Origin of the sequence: Nesterenkonia halotolerans (assembly GCF_014874065.1) — a bacterium.
GTDB classification, from domain to species: Bacteria; Actinomycetota; Actinomycetes; order Actinomycetales; family Micrococcaceae; genus Nesterenkonia; species Nesterenkonia halotolerans.
This window is the reverse complement of record NZ_JADBEE010000001.1, coordinates 2,038,294-2,058,917: the sequence shown is the minus strand read 5'-3', so window position 1 is coordinate 2,058,917 and position 20,624 is coordinate 2,038,294. Positions and strand designations below refer to the sequence as shown.

General features: G+C 67.6%; 19 protein-coding genes. 7 read left to right on the top strand and 12 right to left on the bottom strand.

The features are described 5' to 3' along the window. Positions 1-167: 167 nt before the first annotated feature. Positions 168-599, top strand: coding sequence for a hypothetical protein (locus H4W26_RS09320; RefSeq protein WP_192591774.1), 432 nt, complete (start codon positions 168-170; stop codon positions 597-599). Continuing rightward, entirely contained in the window at positions 592-1,047 is a 456-nt protein-coding gene (locus tag H4W26_RS09315; RefSeq protein ID WP_192591773.1) for a hypothetical protein, read from the top strand. The genes H4W26_RS09320 and H4W26_RS09315 overlap by 8 nt, the downstream gene beginning before the upstream one ends. Before the next feature lie 19 nt (positions 1,048-1,066). Here H4W26_RS09315 and H4W26_RS09310 read toward each other — a convergent pair whose 3' ends face one another. Then, complete coding sequence (locus tag H4W26_RS09310) at positions 1,067-2,665, bottom strand: MDR family MFS transporter (protein WP_192591772.1); 1,599 nt, start codon at positions 2,663-2,665, stop codon at positions 1,067-1,069. Beyond that, positions 2,662-3,273: a TetR family transcriptional regulator gene (locus H4W26_RS13760; RefSeq protein WP_318779823.1), complete on the bottom strand. Its 612-nt coding sequence runs from the start codon at positions 3,271-3,273 to the stop codon at positions 2,662-2,664. Before H4W26_RS13760 ends, H4W26_RS09310 begins: the two co-directional genes overlap by 4 nt. Before the next feature lie 116 nt (positions 3,274-3,389). Here H4W26_RS13760 and H4W26_RS09300 point away from each other — a divergent pair, with 116 nt between their 5' ends. Continuing rightward, positions 3,390-3,926, top strand: coding sequence for a small multi-drug export protein (locus H4W26_RS09300; protein WP_225939661.1), 537 nt, complete (start codon positions 3,390-3,392; stop codon positions 3,924-3,926). A 38-nt stretch (positions 3,927-3,964) separates the two neighbouring features. Here H4W26_RS09300 and H4W26_RS09295 read toward each other — a convergent pair whose 3' ends face one another. The 3 genes from H4W26_RS09295 to H4W26_RS09285 form a co-directional block, all read right to left on the bottom strand. After that, positions 3,965-5,107, bottom strand: a complete 1,143-nt coding sequence (locus H4W26_RS09295; protein WP_192591771.1) for a hypothetical protein — start codon at positions 5,105-5,107, stop codon at positions 3,965-3,967. Positions 5,108-5,180: 73 nt separating this feature from the next. Beyond that, entirely contained in the window at positions 5,181-6,275 is a 1,095-nt protein-coding gene (locus H4W26_RS09290) for an LLM class flavin-dependent oxidoreductase (RefSeq protein WP_225939660.1), read from the bottom strand. An 86-nt stretch (positions 6,276-6,361) separates the two neighbouring features. Then, positions 6,362-7,255: an ArgP/LysG family DNA-binding transcriptional regulator gene (locus H4W26_RS09285; protein ID WP_192591770.1), complete on the bottom strand. Its 894-nt coding sequence runs from the start codon at positions 7,253-7,255 to the stop codon at positions 6,362-6,364. 94 nt (positions 7,256-7,349) lie between these two features. Between H4W26_RS09285 and H4W26_RS09280 the strand changes: the two genes are divergently transcribed. Then, positions 7,350-8,057 (top strand): LysE/ArgO family amino acid transporter, encoded by a 708-nt coding sequence (locus H4W26_RS09280; RefSeq protein ID WP_192591769.1) that lies wholly within the window; start codon positions 7,350-7,352, stop codon positions 8,055-8,057. A gap of 16 nt (positions 8,058-8,073) precedes the next feature. On the opposite strand, the gene H4W26_RS09275 is transcribed toward H4W26_RS09280, so the two are convergent. Continuing rightward, on the bottom strand, positions 8,074-9,669 hold the full coding sequence (locus H4W26_RS09275) for a phytoene desaturase family protein (RefSeq protein ID WP_192591768.1): 1,596 nt from the start codon (positions 9,667-9,669) through the stop codon (positions 8,074-8,076). Then, a complete protein-coding gene (locus H4W26_RS09270) occupies positions 9,666-10,937 on the bottom strand; it encodes a hypothetical protein (RefSeq protein WP_192591767.1) in 1,272 nt (423 codons plus the stop codon). The genes H4W26_RS09275 and H4W26_RS09270 overlap by 4 nt, the downstream gene beginning before the upstream one ends. 101 nt (positions 10,938-11,038) lie before the next feature. On the opposite strand from H4W26_RS09270, the gene H4W26_RS09265 reads away from it, so the two are divergent. Both H4W26_RS09265 and H4W26_RS09260 read left to right on the top strand, forming a co-directional pair. Further along, complete coding sequence (locus H4W26_RS09265) at positions 11,039-11,572, top strand: SRPBCC family protein (RefSeq protein WP_192591766.1); 534 nt, start codon at positions 11,039-11,041, stop codon at positions 11,570-11,572. Between the two features lie 134 nt (positions 11,573-11,706). Continuing rightward, positions 11,707-12,519 carry a CGNR zinc finger domain-containing protein gene (locus tag H4W26_RS09260; RefSeq protein ID WP_192591765.1) on the top strand — a complete coding sequence of 271 codons (813 nt, stop codon included), beginning with the start codon at positions 11,707-11,709 and terminating at the stop codon, positions 12,517-12,519. Between the two features lie 106 nt (positions 12,520-12,625). Here H4W26_RS09260 and H4W26_RS09255 read toward each other — a convergent pair whose 3' ends face one another. The 5 genes from H4W26_RS09255 to H4W26_RS09235 all read right to left on the bottom strand — a co-directional run bounded on the left by H4W26_RS09255 (position 12,626) and on the right by H4W26_RS09235 (position 17,179). Beyond that, positions 12,626-13,039 (bottom strand): hypothetical protein, encoded by a 414-nt coding sequence (locus H4W26_RS09255; RefSeq protein ID WP_192591764.1) that lies wholly within the window; start codon positions 13,037-13,039, stop codon positions 12,626-12,628. Positions 13,040-13,153: 114 nt separating this feature from the next. Beyond that, positions 13,154-13,723, bottom strand: coding sequence for a DUF308 domain-containing protein (locus H4W26_RS09250; RefSeq protein ID WP_192591763.1), 570 nt, complete (start codon positions 13,721-13,723; stop codon positions 13,154-13,156). Positions 13,724-13,759: 36 nt separating this feature from the next. After that, complete coding sequence (locus H4W26_RS09245; protein WP_192591762.1) at positions 13,760-15,100, bottom strand: MATE family efflux transporter; 1,341 nt, start codon at positions 15,098-15,100, stop codon at positions 13,760-13,762. 10 nt (positions 15,101-15,110) lie between these two features. After that, positions 15,111-16,223: a CPBP family intramembrane glutamic endopeptidase gene (locus H4W26_RS09240; RefSeq protein ID WP_192591761.1), complete on the bottom strand. Its 1,113-nt coding sequence runs from the start codon at positions 16,221-16,223 to the stop codon at positions 15,111-15,113. A gap of 11 nt (positions 16,224-16,234) precedes the next feature. Next, positions 16,235-17,179 carry an acyl-CoA thioesterase gene (locus H4W26_RS09235; RefSeq protein WP_192591760.1) on the bottom strand — a complete coding sequence of 315 codons (945 nt, stop codon included), beginning with the start codon at positions 17,177-17,179 and terminating at the stop codon, positions 16,235-16,237. Positions 17,180-17,346: 167 nt separating this feature from the next. Between H4W26_RS09235 and H4W26_RS09230 the strand changes: the two genes are divergently transcribed. Beyond that, positions 17,347-20,568: a beta-phosphoglucomutase family hydrolase gene (locus H4W26_RS09230; RefSeq protein WP_192591759.1), complete on the top strand. Its 3,222-nt coding sequence runs from the start codon at positions 17,347-17,349 to the stop codon at positions 20,566-20,568. Positions 20,569-20,624 lie beyond the last annotated feature (56 nt).

Sequence of the window (20,624 nt, the reverse complement as noted above, 5' to 3'; positions counted from 1 at the left end):
GGCTGATGCGGGCGAGTCTACTACAGCGTGTAGAAACTACACCTGGCCGAGTGCGCCACCCGCAGGGCCTTCTCCTGGACCGGAATTCGAGCGGATTTCACCTCCGACTCGCCGCCCGAAAACCAGCAAAGCGTTCGTCCGGTGCTTTGCCTGCACATAATGACGCTATGACCGACTCCCCAGATTCCCGCGCCTCCCGGCACGATCGCCGCACTCCGCCTCGGGGGAGCCTACGCCTGCTGGGATGGGCGGCTTTCGTCGTGCTCGGCTCCGCCGCGGCCTGGTTCGGCTGGATGGCCTGGGACCAGGAGTACTGGGTGGATCCGGACACCGGGATGGAACATGGTCCGTACCGCGCCTGGCAGGTGATCGGCTGCGGTCTCACGCTGGTGGCCATCGCAGTGTGGACCTCGAGGTCACGCTGGTGGCCCACCGTATTGCTGCTGCCGCCGTCGTTCACCTTGGCCTGGAGCGTCACCGCGAGCGAGGACATGACGGGACTCTGGATGGTCGGCGCGATCATGGTGGCGATCGGGAGCACTGTCGGGACGCTGATCGTCCTGGGCATCACACGACTGGTGAAAAAGATCCATGCCTGAGGCGGACTCACCTTCCCAGCGACTCCTGCGCCTGACAGGTTGGGTCGCGTTCGTCGTCCTCGGCACGAGCGGAGCGTGGTTCATCACCTACGCCCTCCTCCCCTGGGAGCTGGGCTACACCTACGATCCGGCCACCGGCGAGGGGCACGGCCCATGGGTGCCCTGGCAGTTCCTGGTCTGCGGCATCCTGATCCTCGCCGTTGCGGTCACCACGTCCAGGAGCCGGTACTGGCCCACCGTGCTGCTGCTTCCGCCGGCGCTCACTCTCTCCTGGAGCGTGATCGTGAGCAGAGAAGACATGACGGGCCTCTGGATGATCGGACTCATCTACATGATGTTCGCCAGCACCGTGGGGACACTGTTCGTCCTCGCGGTGACCCGATCGTTCCGCGAGCTGCGACTGCAGCGACGCTCGTCGCTGCAGTCGCAGGAGCCTCCCACCGCTTGACTCCTGAACTGCCGGAGGCTCAGCGGTCCAGCGTGGTGGCCAGTGGCTTCTCGTCGACGAAGATCAGCATCAGCGTGGAGATCAGCGCGATCGGCGCCAGCAGCAGGAACAGCGGCATGAGCGCCTCGTTGTAGGACTCCACCACCACGGTGTAGGCCGCATCGGGCAGGGACCGCACCAGCTCCGGGGTCAACGAGTTGGCCCCGGCGCCATCTGCGGCACCGGCGGGAAGCCGATCGCGCAGCAGGTCGGTCAGCCGGGTGGCGAAGAGCGAGCCCACCACGGCCGAGCCCAGCGTGGCGCCGACCTGGCGGAAGTAGTTCTGTCCCGCCGTCGCGGTGCCCACGAACCGCAGCGCGAAGGAGTTCTGCGCCACCAGCGTCAGCAGCTGCATGGTGCAGCCCAGGCCGAGGCCCAGCACGCCGAGGTAGATGCACTCCAGGATCACCGGGGAGTCGGCGCTCACCGTGGAGAGCAGGCCCAGGCCCAGTGCGGTGATCACGCTGCCGACCACCATCACCTTCTTGTACCGGCCGGTCTTGCTCACCCGGCGTCCGACGACGATGCCCGCCACCAGCAGCGTGCCCATCATCGGGATCATCAGCAGACCCGCCTGCGCGGGGGTGTAGCCGGTGACCATCTGCAGGTACGTGGGCATGTAGCCCAGGGCACCGAACATCGCCATACCGGTGATCAGCCCGGCCACCATGGTGAGCACGAAGTTGCGGCTGCGGAAGAGCATCAGCGGCAGGATCGGCTCCGGTGTGCGGGATTCGACCCAGGTGAAGATGGCGCCGGTGATGATCGCTGCGGCGATCAGGCCCAGGATCATCGGGGAGGACCAGGCGTATTCGCCGCCGCCCCAGGTGGCCACCAGGACCACCGCGGTGGTCGCGGCACCCAGCAGCGCCATTCCCCAGACGTCGATGCGTCCGCGGGTCTCGGGAGCGCGCTTGGGCAGCTTGAGCAGCATGGCGATGCCCACGAGCGCCAGGAGGCCCAGCGGCACGTTCATCCAGAGTGTCCAGCGCCAGCCGGGACCAGTGGTCAGCCAGCCGCCGAGCAGCGGGCCGGCCACCGAGGAGAACGCGAAGACGCCGCCCATGACACCCATGTACTTGCCGCGTTCCCGGGCAGGCACGACGTCGGCGATGGTGGCCTGGGAGAGGATCATGAGTCCGCCGCCGCCGATGCCCTGGATCACGCGGGCACCGATCAGCTGGCCCATGCCGTCGGCCGCGCCACCCAGGGCGGAACCGATGACGAAGGCGAGGATCGCGAAGATGAAGAGCGGCTTGCGGCCGAACATGTCTCCGAGCTTGCCGTAGACGGGCATCATCACGGTGGAGGCCAGGATGAAGGCCGTGATGACCCAGGCCATGTGCTCCACGCCGTCGAGCTCACCCACGATGGTGGGCAGCGCGGTGGCCAGCACGGTCTGACCCAGGGAGGCCATCAGCATGGCCAGTATCAGCGCACTGAAGATGAGCCCGAGGTGACCGGTCTCCGGTTCGGCGGGAGCGGGCGCCTCCGTGGCGTCACGGGCGTCGGCCGGGGCGGCCTCCCGTTCGTGCGGCGGGGTGACCTTGGGGATGGATGACGTTTCGGGGGTGCTCATCGGGTGTTCTCCACGACATTTCTGAACTGGGCGATGGACTCGCTGATGAATGGATCGAGACTCTCGGACGCGGACTCGTGGTACCGAGAGAAGGTGAATTTGGTGATGCCTCCGGCGAGGATCAGCAGGGCCTCGAAGGCCTGCTCTCCCCCGCCGCCGGGCAGGCGCAGACCGCCCCGCTCCGCCTCGGCGTGCACTGCGCCATGCACGAGCTGCTCCACCTGCGCGAGCAGCTCGGCGAGCCGGGCGCGCAGCTGAGGGTGTTCGGAGATGATCTGCCGGCGCCGCGCAGCGGTCTCGGCCGGCAGACAGGTGCGGACCACGGCGACGAAGAGGTGGACCACCCGGGACAGCTCATCCTCGGAGGACGCATGGAAGCGTTCGACGGCGTCGGGATCGAGTTCGGCCGACCGGGTCCCGAGCACTGCGTCCTCCTTCGCCGGGAAGTAGTTGAAGAAGGTGCGCCGGGACACCCCGGCGCGGGAGGCGATCTCATCCACGGTTGCGGCACCGGGACCGCCGGCCCTGGTCAGTTCGAAGGCCGCTTGGTGGATGGCATTCCAGCTCTCGCGCTGGTTGCGTTCACGTTGACTCAGATTTTCTTGCACTCGTGCATCTTATGCACGCAGGAAACTTTGCACAAGTGCAAACTCTGTGATCTGCCTCATCAAGGCTCACCCCTGGGGCTGACGACACCGCGCAGATGCTTCGAAAGAATGAGTCCATGTTCGAAACACTCACACTCGCCAGCAATGTCGCCGCCACGATGGGCGAGGACCACTGGATCACCGGCCTGCAGAACTGGACCCAGGACCTCCCGGCAGCCCTGCAATGGCTCGGCGTCATCCTCGTCTCGGCGATCCCCTTCGTAGAGTCGTTCTTCGGAGGCCCCATCGGGATCCTCGCCGGCATGCATCCTGCCATCGCGATTACCGCCGCCGTCGTCGGCAATATGCTCTCGCTCATCCTGGTGGTCTATGTGGCCCACTGGGTGCGCACAGCGATCCTGCACAAGCGGCCGCAGCCGGATCCGGAGAAGTCCGCCAAGCGGCAGAAGGTGAAGCGCATCTTTGACCGCTTCGGCGTCCCCGGGGTCTCCATCCTGGGACCCCTGGCGCTGCCCAGCCAGTTCACCGCCCCTCTGATGGTCTCCTTCGGAGCCTCGCGGCATGCAGTCATGGCGTGGATGCTGGTGTCGGTGATCCTCTGGGGCGTCGGCTTCGGCCTGATCGCCGCCTGGGGACTCAGCCTCGTCGGATAATCCACAGCACTGGGAGCCAGCGCTGGGCCGTCAGCGGCTCAGCGCTGCTCTTCATCCTTGGGGTAGCGCTGGAGCTCGCGCGAGCCCTGAGTGAGGTTCTTCAGCTCCACGCTGTCGTCGAAGTTCGCGCCGACGGCGCCGGCGAAGGTCCCCAGCGAGGCCGAGAGCCAGGCGATCTCCACATAGTTGACGAAGCCGGCCTCCGAGCCCAGGATGTCGGCCATGAATCCCGGCTCGATCAGCAAGAGCCCGACCACCAGGATCGAGGCGAACAGCAGCAGATACAGGGCCGCCACGCTCGTCAGCATGCTGACCACGGTGGAGATGTTGTACATCGCCGCTTCACGTGCACCACCGACGTTCGCCGAACGGTCCCAGAATTTGTTGCTGATGATCAACCAGGCGCTGACGATCGAGATGGCGGCCACGGAGACCACCGCGAGCCGCCAGAGCGGCAGGAAGCTGGCCATCTCCCAGATGGTGGTGAAGAAGATGCCGAATGCTCCTGTGGCAGCGGCGGCGGCGAAGACGCCGGAGAGTTTGGGCAGCGACCACATAGGCTCATTGGCCGCCACCATCCCCAGGGTCGTCCACAGCCGTCCGGGGAACGCCCGGCCCGGGGAGATGAAGAAGGTGTCGTCACCCTTCTGCGGTTCGACATGCGCGGAGTAGCCGCCGTACTGACGCGCAGCCTCCACAGACTCATGCAGAAAGGCGCTCACCACACGGTGGAGCTCACGGCGCAGGGACCGCAGAATGAACCAGGGACCCAGCGCAGGCAGGGAGATGATCGCCAGTCGATCGCTGAAGTGCAGCTCAGCGGTCTTGGGACGTTCACCTGCCATTCGTGGGACTTCGGTGACGATGACGGTGATATCGGCCTCGGATTCGGCCGCCCAGCGCTTGGCATCATCGAGGTCCAGGGTGGCATCATCGCGCAGCGGAACCAGTGCCTGCTGGTGGGTCACCTCTCCGCCGCGGGCCCAGTCGGCATTGCGGCCGCGTTCGGGCTGCTGGAGCACCCTGCGCACGAGCCAGGAGGTCCTGCCCGGGTCGGAATACATCATGACACTCAGGCTTTCGGGAACCAGGGAGCTTTCGCTGACCTGCTCCACCTGTCCCTGGTTCTGTGTATCCGACTCTCCGGGGGCGGTCCCCTCATTCGTCTCCTGCGATGCCATACGGACAACATTACCGGTCCCGCACAGCGCAATGCCCGCCGCCCCAGGGGCGACGGGCACGCTCAGACGGGGCTCAGGAGTCGCTGAGCATGTCCAGCACCAGCGGCTTGACCTGCGTGCCATAGAGCTCGACGGCGCTGAGCATATGTTCGTGCGCCAGGCTGCCGTTGCCGTACTTCATGCCGAAGCGGCTGTTGCCCAGCAGCTTCTGGGTGCGCACGATCTTCTTCGCCACCGTCTCCGGGGAGCCCACATAGAGGGCGCCCTGGTGGACCTCCTGCTCGAACTGGGCTCGGCTGGGATGGCCGTTGCCCCATCCGCGCTCGCGGCCCAGCTTGGCCATCGACTCGGCCCAGGACGGGTAGAACACATCGAGTGCTTCCTGGTCCGTGGGGGCCACGAAGCCGTGGGAATGGACTGCCACACGCCGGTTGCCGGTGTGAGCAAACTCATCGAGTGCCTTCTGGTAGAGCTGCGCCAGCGGGCGGAAGCGCTCGGGAGCACCACCGATGATGGCGAGCTCAAGCCCCGCCCCATAGCGCGCAGCCCGGACCACGGAGTTCGGCGTGCCACCGACGGCGATCCAGGTGGGCAGTCCGTGCTCGTGATCGGTCTTGGGGTAGATCTCCTGATTCTGGAGACGGCCACGGGTCTTGCCCTGCCAGCTGACGGGACCCTCGCTGCGCAGCTTGGTGAAGAGGTCGACCTTCTCCTCGAAGAGCTGCTCGTAGTCGGAGAGGTCGTAGCCGAAGAGCGGGTAGGACTCGATGAAGGAGCCGCGGCCCAGCGAGACCTCGGCGCGGCCGCCGGTGAGTCCATCGATGGTGGCGAAGCGCTGGTATACGCGCACCGGGTCATCGGAGGAGAGCACGGTCACGGCGGAGGTGAGCTTGATCCGCTCGGTCGCGGCGCCGATGGCGGAGAGCACCACGTCGGGTGCCGAGATCGAATAGTCGGCACGGTGGTGCTCGCCGATGCCGATCACATCGACTCCGGAGGCGTCGGCCATCTTGGCCTCTGCCAGGACATTGCGCAGCACCTGGGGCTGCGGGACGTCCTGCTCGCCGTCGAGGGTCTTGGTGACGTCCCCGAAGGTGTGCAGGCCGAGTTCGAACTGGTCGCTGTGGCGCTCTGTGCTGATGGTCATGGCTGGTACAACGCCAGCCATGAGCGCTCCATTCCTCAAAATTTGAAATAGATTGTGAGACTCGCCGCACGCGAGCCCCCGTCGTCAGTGGCGCCGGGCCCCCGCCCTCAACGCATGCGGGCCCCCGCCCGACGCACGGCCTGGGTGAGCCGATCCATGACGGCGATCGTGCTGGACCAGTGCTGCCAGTGCAGCGTGGTCTCCTGCGGTCCGATCTCACCGACGATCGCGAGGTCCCGATGCGTGCCCTCCATGACCCCGGGAGGCATCATCCCCTCGGGGATCATCCCCCAGCCCAGACCGAAGCCCACCGCCGCGTTATACGCCTCGACCGAGGGCACCATGTGGGTGGTCGGGGTCCCGGCGACGCCCAGACGGCGCAGCCCCGCGCGCTGCAGGGAGTCCCTGATGCCGAATTCCACCAGCGGGACCCGCTCCCAGTCCACAGCCCCATCGGTGCCGCGATGTCGATCCAGGAGCTCGGTGCTGGCCACGGGCCAGTAGCGCATGGTCCCCAGCACCGTGGAGCGGCACCCGGAGACCGGCGTGGGATTCTCGGCCACCGCCGCCGCCACGGTGCCGTTGCGCAGCAGCTCATGGGTGTGCTCCTGGTCCTCCGCGTAGAGATGCAGCTCGAAGTCGTCCCAGGTCGCGGCCTCCTGGAGCACGCGGAGGAACCAGCTCGCCAGCGAGTCGGCGTTGACCGCCACCGAGAGCGTCACCGTGGGGGCGGCCTGGCCTGGAATCCGATGAAACCCGAGACTGCGCCGCGCCTCATCCTCGAGCGTGACGGTCTGCCGGGCGATCCGCAGCAGCTCCGCGCCGGACTCCGTGGTCATGACCGGCACCGTGCGGGTCACCAGCACATGGCCGACCTCCCGCTCCAGGGCTTTGATGCGCTGAGAGAAGGCGGAGCCCGAGATCTGCAGCAGTGCGGCGGCCGCCTCGAAGGTCCCCTCGTCCACCGCGACGACGAAGGCCCGCAGATGGTCTGTATTCATAGGCCTCAGCCTAAAGCACTATCTGAAGCAATGCTTCAGATACTGAAGGGTATTGAGCTGGTGCGGATGCCACCCGGACCCCCAGGATGGACTCATGACCATCGTGCTCACCGGACTCCTGACCTGCTTGGCCCTCATCGTCGCCATCGGCCCGCAGAGCGCCTGGCTGCTGCGGCAGGGACTGCGCAGAGACCGGGTGCTGCTCGCGGTGACCTGCTGCGTCGTCGGGGACATCGCCCTGATCGCGCTGGGCACGGCCGGCGTCGGTGCTGTGCTGGATCACGCGCCCTGGCTCATGGAGGTCCTCCGCTGGGCCGGCGTGGCCTACCTGACCTGGTTCGCCTACCGCTCCTTCCTCGCCGCGCATCGCGCAGGACGGGCGATGAAGCCCGGTCTCCACGTCGAGCTCTCCAGCCAGGACTCCGACGACGACGCCGGCTCCCCCTCCCCCGCGAGCGGCGGCTCCCCTGCGACCGGCGGTCTGAAGGTCGCCCAGCAGGTGCAGGTCACCCGGATCTCCTCGATCGCCGCCACCGGCCTGAGCGTGTCCATCCTGAACCCCCATGCGTGGGTGGACACGATGGTGGTGCTGGGAACCATGGCGAACACCTTCGGAGCGGATCGGTGGCTCTTCGCCATCGGCGCCGTCATCGCCTCGGTGGTCTGGTTCAGCGCGCTGGCGCTGGGTGGCGCTGTGCTGTCCAAGTGGCTGAACCGGCCGCGCACCTGGCAGGTGCTCGACCTGCTGGTCGGCTCGATCATGCTGGTGGTGGCAGGGTTCCTCGCCGTCGGCGGCGTCTGATCCGAGTCGGCGGCGTCTAGCCCGAGTGTCGGCGCAGGACAGAGCGTGCGGCGTGGAAGCCCGCCATGCCGTGAGCGCCCCCGCCCGGAGGGGTGGAGGCGGAGCACAGGTAGATCCCGGCCGCAGATGCCTCAGCAGAGAGCCCCTCGGGCGTCCCGGGGGCCTCGTCGCCAGCATGAGGCACCCGGTACGGGTCCGGTTTCAGCGCAGGCCGGGCCAGGAACTGACGCAGCGTCGGTCCCCCGGCGCTGATGGAGCCGCCGACCAGATTCGGATTCCACTCCTGCAGGTCCGCCGGGCTCCAGAGCTTCCGCGCCAGCACACCGGCGCCGAACCCAGGGGCCTGCGCCTCGATCTCGGCCTCGATCATCATCGCCGCACGCGTCACGGCGCTGCCGGAGAGTCCAAGCGGGACATGGGCGTACGCCCAGGCCACCGTGCGCTCGTCGGGGGTCCGGGTGGGATCCGCCACGCTGGGCTGGGTCAGCAGCACATAGGGTCTGCCGGGCAGCGTGCCCCGCACGGCCGCCGCCTCAGAGGCCGCGATCTGCGCTGCTCCGCCGCCCAGATGCACGGTGCCCGACTGGGCCATCTGCTCATGTCGCCAGGGGATGGGTCCCTCGAGCAGGTAGTCGATCTTCACGATGCCGGTCCCGTAGTCCCAGCGGCTCAGTGCGCGGGAGTATCCGCGCGGCAGGCGCAGTCCGCCGAAGCGACGCAGCTGCCGGGGAGTGATGTCCAGCAGCACGGCGTCGAAGTCAGGCAGAGCGCGGCCGCCGGCGGCACCGCGAGCCTCCTTCCCCGCAGCACGGAGGTCCTCCAGGCCCTCGATGCGCCGGCCGGTGACCAGCTTCCCTCCGTGGGCCTGCAGCTCCTGAACCAGGGCACGGACCACCTCGCCTGAGCCGCCGCGCGCCACCGGCCACCCGGTGGCCTGGGCGGCCCCGCCGAGCAGCAGGCCGAACGCGGAGGTCAGCGGGCCTCGCAGGTCGGTGGTGGCGTGGCCGGCGACGCCGGCGAAGAGTGCTCGAGCAGGCTCCTCGGTGAAGATCCGCTGCAACCAGGTGGAGGGCCAGGCCCCGCGGGTGCCGATCTGCAGCAGCGACTGGATCCGCTCCAGCGGTGTGTCTGCGTCCAGATTGCTCAGCGGCGCGGTCACCGGGGTGAGCCCTGCCCGGAGCGTGCGCTCCCAGTCCCGGACGATCGGCTCGAAGAGACGCGTCCAGGCAGTGGCGTCCGCACCGAGTCCGGCGGCGGTCGCGGCGACGGAGGAGCGCAGCAGCGCGGGCGGGGCGCCGTCGTCGAGCCCGTGGGCCGCCGGAATCTCGGGGTGGACGTACTCCAGGCCATGGCGCTGAAGTCCGGGCACCGGCGGAGGGCCGAAGGGGAAGACGCTGGCACCCAGGTCACTGATGACCCCCTCGGCGCCAGGCATTCCCGCGCCCTGCCTCCCGCGGCTCAGCTCTCCGGCGAACAGCTCCGCCGAGCGCAGCGCGCCGCCCGGCTGTTCCCCGGCTTCGAAGACGGTGACCTCCCAACCGGCCTGGGCCAGCAGGGCGGCGGCGGTGAGCCCGTTGGGGCCGGAGCCGACGACGGCGGCGCGGCGCGTCACAGCTGCGGTCCCCGCAGCTGAGCCACCAGGGCGGCGATGTTGCGGATGAACACGACCATCCAGGAGAACAGCACGGCGGCCCCGATGAGCTCCAGGGAGGTGAGGTTGTAGTAGCCGATCGGTTCCCAGAGGGCGACGGCGAAGATCACCGCGGCCGCGGAGATGTAGCTGATGAGGTAGAAGGTGCGGGGGAAGCCGGGCAACAGATAGGGGATGCCTGCCAGCAGCACCAGGAAGGACAGGCCGAAGGCAGCCGTGAAGAGCACGTGCACATCGTGCTGCAGGCTGATCGGGACGAGGCCCACCCCCGCCAGCGAGATGCCCATGCCGATCATCACGGCGCGGATCATGCCGATCCGGGGCCGCGAGACGTGCCGGCTCCACGCCGCGCGCAGCCGAGCCCACCAGGGCAGGTGACCGTCCGATCGGCGTTGCCCCGACTGGCGCTGCTCCAGCTTCGCAGCGCGCGTCGTGGTGATGTACTCGGACCAGACCTCCAGGTCACGGGTGATGAAGGCGGTCAGCGTGGTGATGATCGTCCCGGAGACCACCAGCGTGGTGTTGAAGGTCCAGAACGAGGTCAGTCCCGCCGCTCCCGTTCCGAGCTCGGAGAACATCACGTGCCACCAGAAGGGGTTCTCCGCAAAGATCATCGAGACCAGGACCCCGGAGACCATGAACATGGCCAGCAGGGTGGAGAGCGTGAAGGCATTGATCCGTGCGCCGGAGTTGAAGCTGAAATAGCCCGAGATCCCCCCGACGATCGCCAGCAGGACCGAGCCAGCGATGTGATCGACGGTGAGCCCGATGAACGCCTGCTGGAACACCCGGAACAGCCCGAGCGAGACCATCACGGCGATCGAGGCATGCACCACCAGCAGCGCGACAGTGTCCATCACCTGTCGGATCCGGGGCCGCTCACCGAGCCAGATGTTCGCCAACCTGGTGTTCAGCGAGAATCCCAGCAGGAAGGCAAGGGCGGCCGTCACCCCGCCGACGATCGAGCCGAAGACCTGGATGGAGTCCTCCCCCGCCAGCGGGGGACGGGACCCGGTGAAGGCGAAGAAGCCGACGCCCAGGCCGATCACGGCGCCGCCGATCGCGCACCAGATGGCACGCGACTCGATGAGGACCTGCAACGACGCCTGCGACTGCCCCTGCGCAGCGCCCCCCGCGGCAGGTGTCGCCACCGGATGGGCAGCCTCCTCCACAGCGGCCTGCGCGGCGAGACGCCTCGCCATGCCGTGGGAGGAAGGGGACTTGATCACTGCACCAGCCTTACCCTCGGGGATGATTCATGCAAGCTGGTGCGGTGAACTCCCAGCCAACGGACGCGCGGCGATAGGGGTCAGGTCCTACACTTCCGAGCATGAGTACACAGCAGAACGGGCGGCCGGGCTCCGGCACCACCACCCCGGTTCATCGATTGGCCTCCGAGAAACACCTGGTGGTCTATTCCGCGGAGGTCAACGCCCCAGCCGAGGAGCTCTTCGCGCTGATCTCGGATCCGCAGCGACATCACGAGCTCGACGGCTCCGGCACGGTGCAGGCCCGCGCGGTCGGCCCCCGAGAGTTGAAGACCGGGGACCGCTTCAGCGTGGCGATGCGTGTCTTCGGGGTGCCCTACCGCTTGCCGCTGCTGGTCCTGCAGGCCCAGCAGCCCTCGGCGCAGCAGGCAGGGGTGCTGGAGTGGGTCCAGCCCACCGGTCACCGCTGGCGCTGGGAGATGGCCCCGGTCGCAGGCAGTCCGGGCCGCACGCAGGTGACAGAGTCCTACGACGCGCGCGCCCAGAACCGCGTGGCCCGAGGAGCACTGACCCTGCTCAGGGTCTATCCGCGCAATGCCGCGGGCATCAGAGCCTCCCTGGAGAAGCTGCAGAGACGCTTCAGCGAGGACGCCTGAGGGGTCAGCCTTCCAGCCCGCGGACCGCCGCCTGAGCCCAGAGGGGCAGGGACTAAGATTGGCCGCACACCAGCCCCTGCCGCCGCGAGGCCGCGAATCTCGGCCGGGTGCTACTACAGAAGGAGAGGAGATGCATGTTCGATGTTGACACCGACCGGACCCTCGTGGCGGCGGCAGACCTGGTGAATACCACCGCCGGTCTGCGCAGCGCCACGCACAGTCCGGATCAGCTCACCACGGTGGCGCAGCTCAAGGAATATCTGAACCAACGCGACGCGGAGATCCGCTGGCCATCGTCGAACGCTGATCGGGCACAGCTCAGCAGCGTGGTGGAGCTCAGGGACAAGGTCCGAGAGATCTGGGGCGCTGCTCCCATCGAGACGGAGGCACCGGTGGAGCTGCTGAACCAGCTCCTGCGCGGTGTGGGCCTGAAGGTGAGCCGCAGCTCCGACGGAGGACACCGTGCAGAGCCTGTTCCGGCCTCCACCGATCTCGCCGATGTGATGACCGCGAGCATCGCGACCGCCATCCAGCACCTGGTGGTGCGCGATGAGACCGCAAGGATGCGCACCTGTAAGGGGGAGAGCTGTGATGCGATCATCATCGATCTCACCCGCAACAGGTCGCGGCTGTTCTGCGACTTCGGAAACTGCGCGAACCGGGCGCACGTGCGGGCCTACCGTGCACGCCAGGCAGCACACCGCAAAGCCCCGTCACCTCGCCAGGCCACGGCCACCCGGCCGGCACATCCTGCCGAGGCAGATCTGGCGACCGATCCCCGCCTGGTCAAACCCAGCGCCGCCGAAAAGGCTGCGCAGATCCAGGAACCCACCTCTCAGTCGGCCACTGCCGCCAAGGAGTTCAGGGAGCGGATGCGCGATGAGCTGATGGAGAAGCGGAACAAGAAGTCGGGCAAGAAGTCCAAGAAGGGAAAGAAGAAGAAATAATCGCCCTGGAGGCAGCTTCTGCGCTCAGCAGGACTGGAAGACCGTCACGGAAAACAGGAGGCTGTGACGTGCTGATCAGTTCGGGATCGCGAAGCTCAGGGACAGGTCAGCGGCGGTCGTCGCGGCGCCCGTAGGTCGGCTCATCGCCGTCCTCGGGCTCCCCGGCGTCCCGCCGGGCCTGGGCCGCTTCCTCGGCTCGCTTGCGGCGAGCCTCCTCGCGACGCTTCGCCACCTGTTGGCGGTAGAGCTCTTCGGAGTTGCGGTTGACGCCGGATCCCTCCGAGAGGTGCTCCGGGTTCTCCCGCGAGGCCAGGTGCAGCATCGAGATGACCAGCAGCGTGGCGATGAACGCGATGCCGAAGGCGATCAGGCCCAGGTCGAGCCGGGCGACGTTGTCCGTCCCGCCCGAGGCGGTGATGAGCGTGACGAAGCCCGCCAGGAACCCCATGGCGAAGGAGAAGATCAGCGGAGCTTTGACCGTCTCGAGCAGAGAACGCCGCCGCTTTTCGTCTTCAGCCACTGAGAGTTCCTCATTCCTGGACATCGGGATCTACTGTTGAGCGCCGTGCGCCTGCGGCGTGGCACCCTCGGATCAATTCTACGTCCTGTAGTAGAACGGCGGCGATTCAGCAGTTCAGCGGGTGCGCGTGCGGCCGCGTTTGGCGTCATGAAGAAGTCCCGCGCCGCTGATGAGCAGCAGCACGGCCATGATGATCACACCGGTACCTGCCACGCCGAGGATCCCATGGGGGTCCAGGTGGAGGCCGACGGCGAGCCCGATCCCGGTGAGCACTCCCACCACCCCGAGGATGATCTGGTCCCTGGCCGGGACGAACTCCCGCCGTGCTCGGAGACCGCCGATCAGCTCGGCGAGGCCCATCGCGCCGAACCCGATCGCGGCGACGACGGCCGCCGCTGTGGTGGTGCTCACGAAGATGACGGTGACTCCGGAGATCACCCAGGCGGCCGCGCCGAGAGCGAGCGCGCCACGCAGCGTCTGGGGCACCGACTCGACCTTGGCGTAGTCCCAGACTGCGGTCGCGCCGAACACGAAGAACGCCGCGAGGGACACCTTCAGGAGCGTGACCGTCTCCTGCTGCCAGAAGATCGCGACGACGGCGAACACCACCGTGATGATGGCACGCAGCCAGACGGGGCGGGTCAGCTCTTCGGCGGTGGAGGCGGGGATCTTCTTCACAGACACGCAGCCGAGTCTACCGCCGCCGTTCGCAGCGACGGATCAACGGTGCTCCCCGGCGATCATCCACCGCTCCCCTCGAGCGCGCAGCCCCAGTGACACTCCGCGAGCGCCCATGAACAGCGCCGCGAAGCCCGCCCAGAGCCAGGCGATCGCCTCGGTCCCGGTGAACCCGGCTTGTGCGATCAGCCACAGCACCGGCAGGTAGATCGCCAGATTCGCGAGGCCGACCATCGCCAGGTACTTCACATCCCCGGCCCCCATGAGCACGCCGTCGAGCACGAAGACGAATCCGGCCAGCGGCTGCGCCACCGCCATGACCAGCAGGGCCGCGGTGATCCCGGAAGCCACCTGCGCATCAGGTGTGAACAGCGCGGGCGCGAAGGGCGCGGCGACTGCGATGGCGCCGCCGGTGATGACGCCGAAGCCCAGTCCCCAGCGGATCATCGTCCGGGTCATCTCCTTGGCCTGGGTCACCCGGGAAGCGCCGAGCTCCTTGCCGATCAGGGCCTGCGCGGCGATGGCCAGCGCGTCGAGCACGAACGCGAGCGTCGAGAAGATCGTGAAGGCCACCTGGTGCGCGGCGAGGGTCTGCGGGCCCAGGTCAGTGGCCACCAGCACCGTCGCCACGATGGCGGCGCGCAGCGAGACGGTGCGCAGCATCATCCAGGAGCCGACGCCGGCGGCCTGGCGCAGCGCCACCGGGTCCACCCCCAGCGGCACTCCGGCGGCGCGCATCTGCGGGACGAGCATGATCAGGTACGCGATCGCCATTCCCCACTGGGCGATCGAGGTGCCCAGGGCAGCCCCGGCGGTCCCCAGGCCCAGCGGGTGCACCAGGATCAGGTTCAGCACGATATTGGCCCCGAAGCCGACAGCGGCGACCACGAGCGGAGTCTTGGTGTCCTGCATGCCGCGCAGCATGCCGACGGCGGCGAAGACCAGCAGGATGGCGGGGATCCCCGGGAGGGACCACAGCAGGTAGTTCCAGGCGTGGATCTGCATCTCTCCCGAGCTGCCCATGGCCAGCAGGAGCTGCTCCCCGAAGGCGAGTCCGGCGAAGGCGAGCACCGCTCCGAGCATGATCGAGAGCCAGAGTCCGTCGCGCCCCGCCGCCAGCGCACGCTTGAGCCTTCCGGCACCGATGAAGCGCGCCACCGCCGGAGTGGTGGAGTAGGCGAGGAAGATCATCAGTCCGGTGACCGTGTGCATCACGGTGATGCCCAGCGCCGCTCCCGCCAGCTCGTCCACACCGAGCCGGCCGATGATGGCGGTGTCGGCGAGCAGGAAGAGCGGCTCGGCGACCAGAGCGCCCAGCGCAGGCACCGCCAGGGCGAGGATCTGCCGTCCCAGCGGACGGGGATCCGGAGTCTGCGGGGACATCAGCGCCGGGTCACCGGCCGATGGTCAGCGCGAACGTCACCTCGGTGCCCAGTCGGAGCAGACCTCGGGCGGCGGCGAGGAGACCCTGCACGTCCTCGAGGTCCATGCCGCTGTCTTCGAGGAACTGCTCCAGTCGAGGCTGCACGAAGTAGGCCATCACCAGCGCCATCACGTTGTTGAAGGCATGCAGCAGCCACGCATAGACCAGGGACCGGCCGGTGAGGATGTAGGCCAGGGTGAAGATCGAGCCCATCACCAGATACGGCACCACGGAGATCACGGTGAGGTCCGTGGCGGCACCGGGGCTGACAAGCATCGTCACCAGAGCGGGGATGAAGTGCAGCAGCGGGAACGTGATCACGGAGATCACGCCGCAGATCCAGATGTTGATGAACCGGGAGAGCTTGCCGATGAGCAGGTGCCGGAAGAAGTACTCCTCCACATAGGGACCCAGCAGCCCCATCACCAGCACGGCGGCGAGGAACGGGACATATTGGAGCATGCCCTCGATGGCGAGCTGATTCGCCGAGGTCTCAGGCTCCGCACCCATGGACAGGACGATCAGGGCGGTGAGGATCAGCGTGCCGATCCACGCGGCCGGGATCAGCAGCAGCTTCAGCCACCAGAGGTGTCTGAAGGCCTTGACCGAGCGCCAGAAGGCCTTGGCGGAGAAGGCGAGGGCGAGCGCGAAGATCAGCCCGTAGCCGACCACATTGAGCAGGAACTGCGCCTGCTGCTCCTGGGCCTCCACCCCCGAGCTGAGCATCGTGGAGAAGGGCGGCACCAGCCCCAGCAGGGCGACGCCGCCGACCAGCATCACGACGACGTAGGCCAGGAAGGCGATCAGGTCGGCCCAGGCGAACCGTCCCGGTTCAGAGTCTCGCTGACGCCGTCGCGGCGGCGCCGGGTGGGGCTGCTGCCAGCCGTTCTGCGGAGGCTGGCCGTAAGGCTGGGGCTGCTGCCCGTAGGGCTGGGGCTGCTGCCAGCCATTCTGCGGAGCCTGCCCGTAAGGCTGAGGCTGCTGACCATAGGCCTGAGACGGGTCCCCGTGCTGCTGGGGCGCCTGGCCGTAGGGCTGGGAGGGGTCTCCATAGGGACTGGGGTTCTGCGGAGGCTGAGTCATCGTGTCCCAGTTTAGTTCTGTGAGGTGATCGGGCTCGGCGTCAGGAGTGTGGCATTGCGAAGGTCACGAAGTTTCCGCGCCTGGGCCGCGACGGCGTGGTCCTCGTCAGTGATCGGTTCCCAGGGCGCGATCTGCCGCGCCGAGCCGGTCCCGTCCGGTGAGACCATCACGGGAAGCCCATAGGCCACCACCGCGGGATGCTTCTCGCGGCGATCCCCGGCCCGGACGCGGACCAGGATGTGCATGGACTTCGCACCGGTGAGCACGATCCGCGCATCGACCTCCACCAGATCTCCGATGGTGATCGGCCGGTAGAAGCGGACGCCTCCGGTGAGCACGGCCGCCGCATCATGACCGGAATAGCGCTGGGCGCAGATCTCTGCAGTCTTGTCGATCCACTTCATCACCGCACCGCCGCGGATCTTGCCATCGGGATAGCGCTCATCGGTGTCGGCCAGGAAGCGCATGGTCAGCGCCTCGGAGGTGCCCATGCCCTCGGGCAGCGCCTGGATGATCTCCTCCATCTCACGGCGGTAGACCATGCGCTGGGAGGCATCCAGATCTCGACGGCGCTCCAGCTCGGTCTGCGGCTCGAAGGCCACGGCCTCGGCGGGTTCACCGTCCTCACCGACCGCCACGTAGATCATGAAGCACTCCGTGCAGACCACCCATCCCTCATCCTTCTGGATCAGCACGCGGGTCTGGATGTGCACCGAGGTGCGACCGGTGTGCACCACGCGGGCCTGCACCGTCACCGGAGTCTCCCGCGGGACCGGCACAGTGAAGTGCATGTTTCCCACATAGGAGGTCACGCAGTCTGATCGCGTCCAGGAGGCCGCGCAGGCGTAGGCAGTCTTGTCGATCCAGTCCACGATCACGCCTGCGGCCACATAGGAGTCACTCGAGGTGCCGGTGACCTCTCGGAAAGTCAGTTCGATGCTGCTGCGCCGCGCCATGACAAAGACGCTAGCACCCCCACATGGGAGACCTGCGCCATAGGTGAGAACCGGCCAGGTGTATATCGTGGACCCTAGAGCCCTAGGATGGACCACCGTGCCCGCACGGACTCCTCCCTGTCCTGGGTGACCATCCGACCTTCGAGACATCTCAGCGTGAGGCAGATATGCACCCCTTTGAGAATCCCTTCCGACACAGCGCCGAGGCCAAGCGCCACGCGCTGCGTCATTTCCGCACCGTGATCTTCGATATGGACGGCGTCGTCACCGACACGGCCGGCGTTCACACACGGGCATGGAAGGAACTCTTCGACGCCGCACTGCCGGAGATCGCCGGATCCCCGCAGCCCGAGTTCACCGAGGAGGACTACCTCAACCATGTCGACGGGCGCCCGCGCGAGGACGGAGTCCGCTCCCTGCTGAAGGCTCGCAACCTCGAGGTGCCCGAGGGCCGCTTCGATGACCCGGCCGAGACGCTGAGCGTCCACGGGCTCGCGGCACGCAAGCAGGGATATTTCGAGGCGGTGCTCGCTCGCGACGGCGTCGAGGTCTTCGCCACCACCGTCGAGCTGATCGAAGAGCTGCGCAAGGACGGGATCCCCACCGCGCTGGTGACCTCCTCGCGCAATGGGCGCGAAGTGCTCACGATCGCCGGACTGCTGGACGCCTTCACCGTGATCGTGGACGGCTCCGACGCGCTGGAGCTGGGCCTGCCGGGCAAGCCGAACCCCCATATGTTCCTCCACGCCGCCGAGCTGCTGCGGGTGGAGCCCCAGGACGCCATCGTGATCGAAGATGCCGCCTCCGGGGTCCAGGCAGGTCGCGCCGGTGACTTCGGCATGGTCATCGGGCTCAACCGCGGCGATGACCCGGCCCGACTGAAGGAGGCGGGCGCTGACGTCGTCGTCACCGACCTCGCCGTGATGAACCTCGCCTCGCGCACCACCCGCCCCTACGACTCGGACTGGGTGCTCTCCTATGACGGGTTCGACCCGAAGCTGGAGCCCACCCGTGAGGTGCTGATGGCCATGGCCAACGGCTACTGGGGCACCCGCGGGCATTATCCCGGCACCGCAGCCGACGCCACCCACTACCCGGGCAGCTACATCGCCGGGGTGTTCAACCGGCTCAAGACCGATCTGATGGGCAAGACGGTGGAGACCGAGCACATGGTCAATGTGCCGGACTGGACCTTCCTGCAGGTCACCCCGGAGGCCGGCACTCCGCTGCTGCCCGGCTCCCCCGAGCTGATCGCCTACCACCAGGAGCTCGACATGCGGCGCGGCCTGGTCACCAGGATCGCCCGCTATCAGGACCTGCACGGACGGCGCACCAAGGTGACGATGCGCCAGTTCCACTCGCTGGCCGGCGTGCAGATCGCCGCCCTCGAGATGAAGCTCGAGGCCGAGAACTGGTCGGGCAACGTCAACGTGCGCTCGATGATCGATGGCCGGGTGGCCAACCGCAACGTCGACGCCGACCGTGAGCTCGCCGGCAACCACCTGGACCCGGTGCAGTCCCGCGAGGTCGACGGTGACACGGTCCTGCTGGAGACACAGACCAACCAGTCCCAGGTGCGCATCGCCCTCGCCACCCGCACCTCGGTGACCACCTCGGGCACCAGCAACCCGATGCGCCGCCCCATCCATGAGGGCGAGCTGGTGGCCGGCCACGACATCTCGCTGGCGCTGGAATCCGGCAAGCCGGTCATCCTGGAGAAGATCGCCGCGGTCTCAAACTCCCACGACCACGCCATCTCCACCGTCTGGCACAACGCGGTCAAGAAGGTGCAGCGCTCCTCGAGCTTCCGCACCATCCTGACGTATCACGAGGAGATGTGGGGCGTGCTGTGGCATCGCTTCGCGGTCTCCATCGGCCAGGACCCCTCGCGCCAGCAGATGGCGCTGAACCTGCACACCTTCCATGTGCTGCAGACCGCCTTCGGCGCGCGCCATGACCTGGACGCGACCCTTCCGGCGCGCGGGCTCACCGGTGAGGGCTACCGCGGGCATCTCTTCTGGGACGAGATGTTCATGTACCCGATGCTCACGCTGCGTCGGCCGGAGCTCACCCGTGGACTGCTGCTCTACCGCTACCGGCGGCTCAGCGAGGCCCGCTCGATGGCCCGCAGCGAGGGCTATGACGGGGCGATGTTCCCCTGGCAGGCCGGATCCGACGGGCGCGAGGAGACCCCGAGCGAGCTGTGGAACCCACGCTCGGGCATGTGGATGCCGGACAACTCGCACCGCCAGCGCCACGTCTCGCTGGCGATCGCGTATTCGGTGCTGCAGTACTTCGAGACCACGCAGGACTACACCTTCCTCGCCGACTACGGCGCGGAGATCCTCGTGGAGATCTCCCGGTTCTTCGTCTCCATGACCACCTACGACGCCGAGGCCGACCGGTTCAGCATCGAAGGCGTCATGGGCCCGGATGAATACCACGACGGTTACCCCGACGCCCATGGCGCGGGCGTCCGCGACAACGCGTACACCAATGTGCTGACCTCCTGGATGCTGCGCCACACCTCACGGCTGGTGCGCGACCTCGACGGCCGCGATGACCCGCTCTCCGAATGGCTGGACATCTTCGAGGACGAGCTGGATCACTGGGAGCACATCGCCAAGCGGCTGCATGTGCCCTTCCACGAGGACAACGTGATCAGCCAGTTCGCCGGCTACGAGGACCTCGAAGAGTTCGACTGGGAGGGTTACCGCGCCAAGTACGGCAACATCGGCCGGCTCGACCTGATCCTGCAGGCCGAGGGTGACTCCACGAACCGGTACAAGCTCTCCAAGCAGGCCGACGTGCTCATGCTCTGCTACATCTTCTCCGCAGATGAGCTCGTCGAGACCCTGGACCACATGGGGTACACGCTCACCATGGAGGACTTCGCGAAGACCGTGGAGTACTACCTGGCCCGGTCCTCGCACGGCTCCACACTCTCCCGCCTCGTCCATGGCTGGGTCGCCGCGCGGTTCGACCGCTCCGGCTCCTGGAACCTGTTCAAGGAGGCGCTGGAAGCAGACCTCGCCGACACCCAGGGCGGCACCACTCGTGAGGGCGTGCACCTCGGCGCCATGGCCGGGACGGTGGACATGGTGCTGCGCTGCTACGGCGGCGTGGAGACCCGCGCGGACGCGCTCTGGCTGCACCCGCTGCTGCCCGACGAGCTGCCCGCGCTGACCTTCCGGATGCGCTACCGCAACCAGCCCATCGTGGTCTCCATCAACCACGATTCGGTGGAGCTGAACCTCTCCGAAGGCTCCGCGGAGCCCATCGACGTCAACGTCGAAGGCACGCGCAAGACTCTGGCTCCTGGCGAGAAGTGGGCGGTGAAGCTGGCCCACTCGGCACGGGTCCACCAGCGCCAGCCCGCCGGAGTCTGAGCCGGAAGATCTCCCGGTCTCGGCCCACAGACCAGACGACGACGGCGGCCGCTCAC

What these genes read in the sequence shown, in the direction of transcription:
- H4W26_RS09320 (WP_192591774.1), top strand. Translation starts at nt 168, where the DNA reads ATGACCGACTCCCCAGATTCCCGCGCCTCCCGGCACGATCGCCGCACT.
- H4W26_RS09315 (WP_192591773.1), top strand. Translation starts at nt 592, where the DNA reads ATGCCTGAGGCGGACTCACCTTCCCAGCGACTCCTGCGCCTGACAGGT.
- H4W26_RS09310 (WP_192591772.1), bottom strand. Translation starts at nt 2,665, where the DNA reads ATGAGCACCCCCGAAACGTCATCCATCCCCAAGGTCACCCCGCCGCAC.
- H4W26_RS09300 (WP_225939661.1), top strand. Translation starts at nt 3,390, where the DNA reads ATGTTCGAAACACTCACACTCGCCAGCAATGTCGCCGCCACGATGGGC.
- H4W26_RS09295 (WP_192591771.1), bottom strand. Translation starts at nt 5,107, where the DNA reads ATGGCATCGCAGGAGACGAATGAGGGGACCGCCCCCGGAGAGTCGGAT.
- H4W26_RS09290 (WP_225939660.1), bottom strand. Translation starts at nt 6,275, where the DNA reads ATGGCTGGCGTTGTACCAGCCATGACCATCAGCACAGAGCGCCACAGC.
- H4W26_RS09285 (WP_192591770.1), bottom strand. Translation starts at nt 7,255, where the DNA reads ATGAATACAGACCATCTGCGGGCCTTCGTCGTCGCGGTGGACGAGGGG.
- H4W26_RS09280 (WP_192591769.1), top strand. Translation starts at nt 7,350, where the DNA reads ATGACCATCGTGCTCACCGGACTCCTGACCTGCTTGGCCCTCATCGTC.
- H4W26_RS09265 (WP_192591766.1), top strand. Translation starts at nt 11,039, where the DNA reads ATGAGTACACAGCAGAACGGGCGGCCGGGCTCCGGCACCACCACCCCG.
- H4W26_RS09260 (WP_192591765.1), top strand. Translation starts at nt 11,707, where the DNA reads ATGTTCGATGTTGACACCGACCGGACCCTCGTGGCGGCGGCAGACCTG.
- H4W26_RS09245 (WP_192591762.1), bottom strand. Translation starts at nt 15,100, where the DNA reads ATGTCCCCGCAGACTCCGGATCCCCGTCCGCTGGGACGGCAGATCCTC.
- H4W26_RS09240 (WP_192591761.1), bottom strand. Translation starts at nt 16,223, where the DNA reads ATGACTCAGCCTCCGCAGAACCCCAGTCCCTATGGAGACCCCTCCCAG.
- H4W26_RS09235 (WP_192591760.1), bottom strand. Translation starts at nt 17,179, where the DNA reads ATGGCGCGGCGCAGCAGCATCGAACTGACTTTCCGAGAGGTCACCGGC.
- H4W26_RS09230 (WP_192591759.1), top strand. Translation starts at nt 17,347, where the DNA reads ATGCACCCCTTTGAGAATCCCTTCCGACACAGCGCCGAGGCCAAGCGC.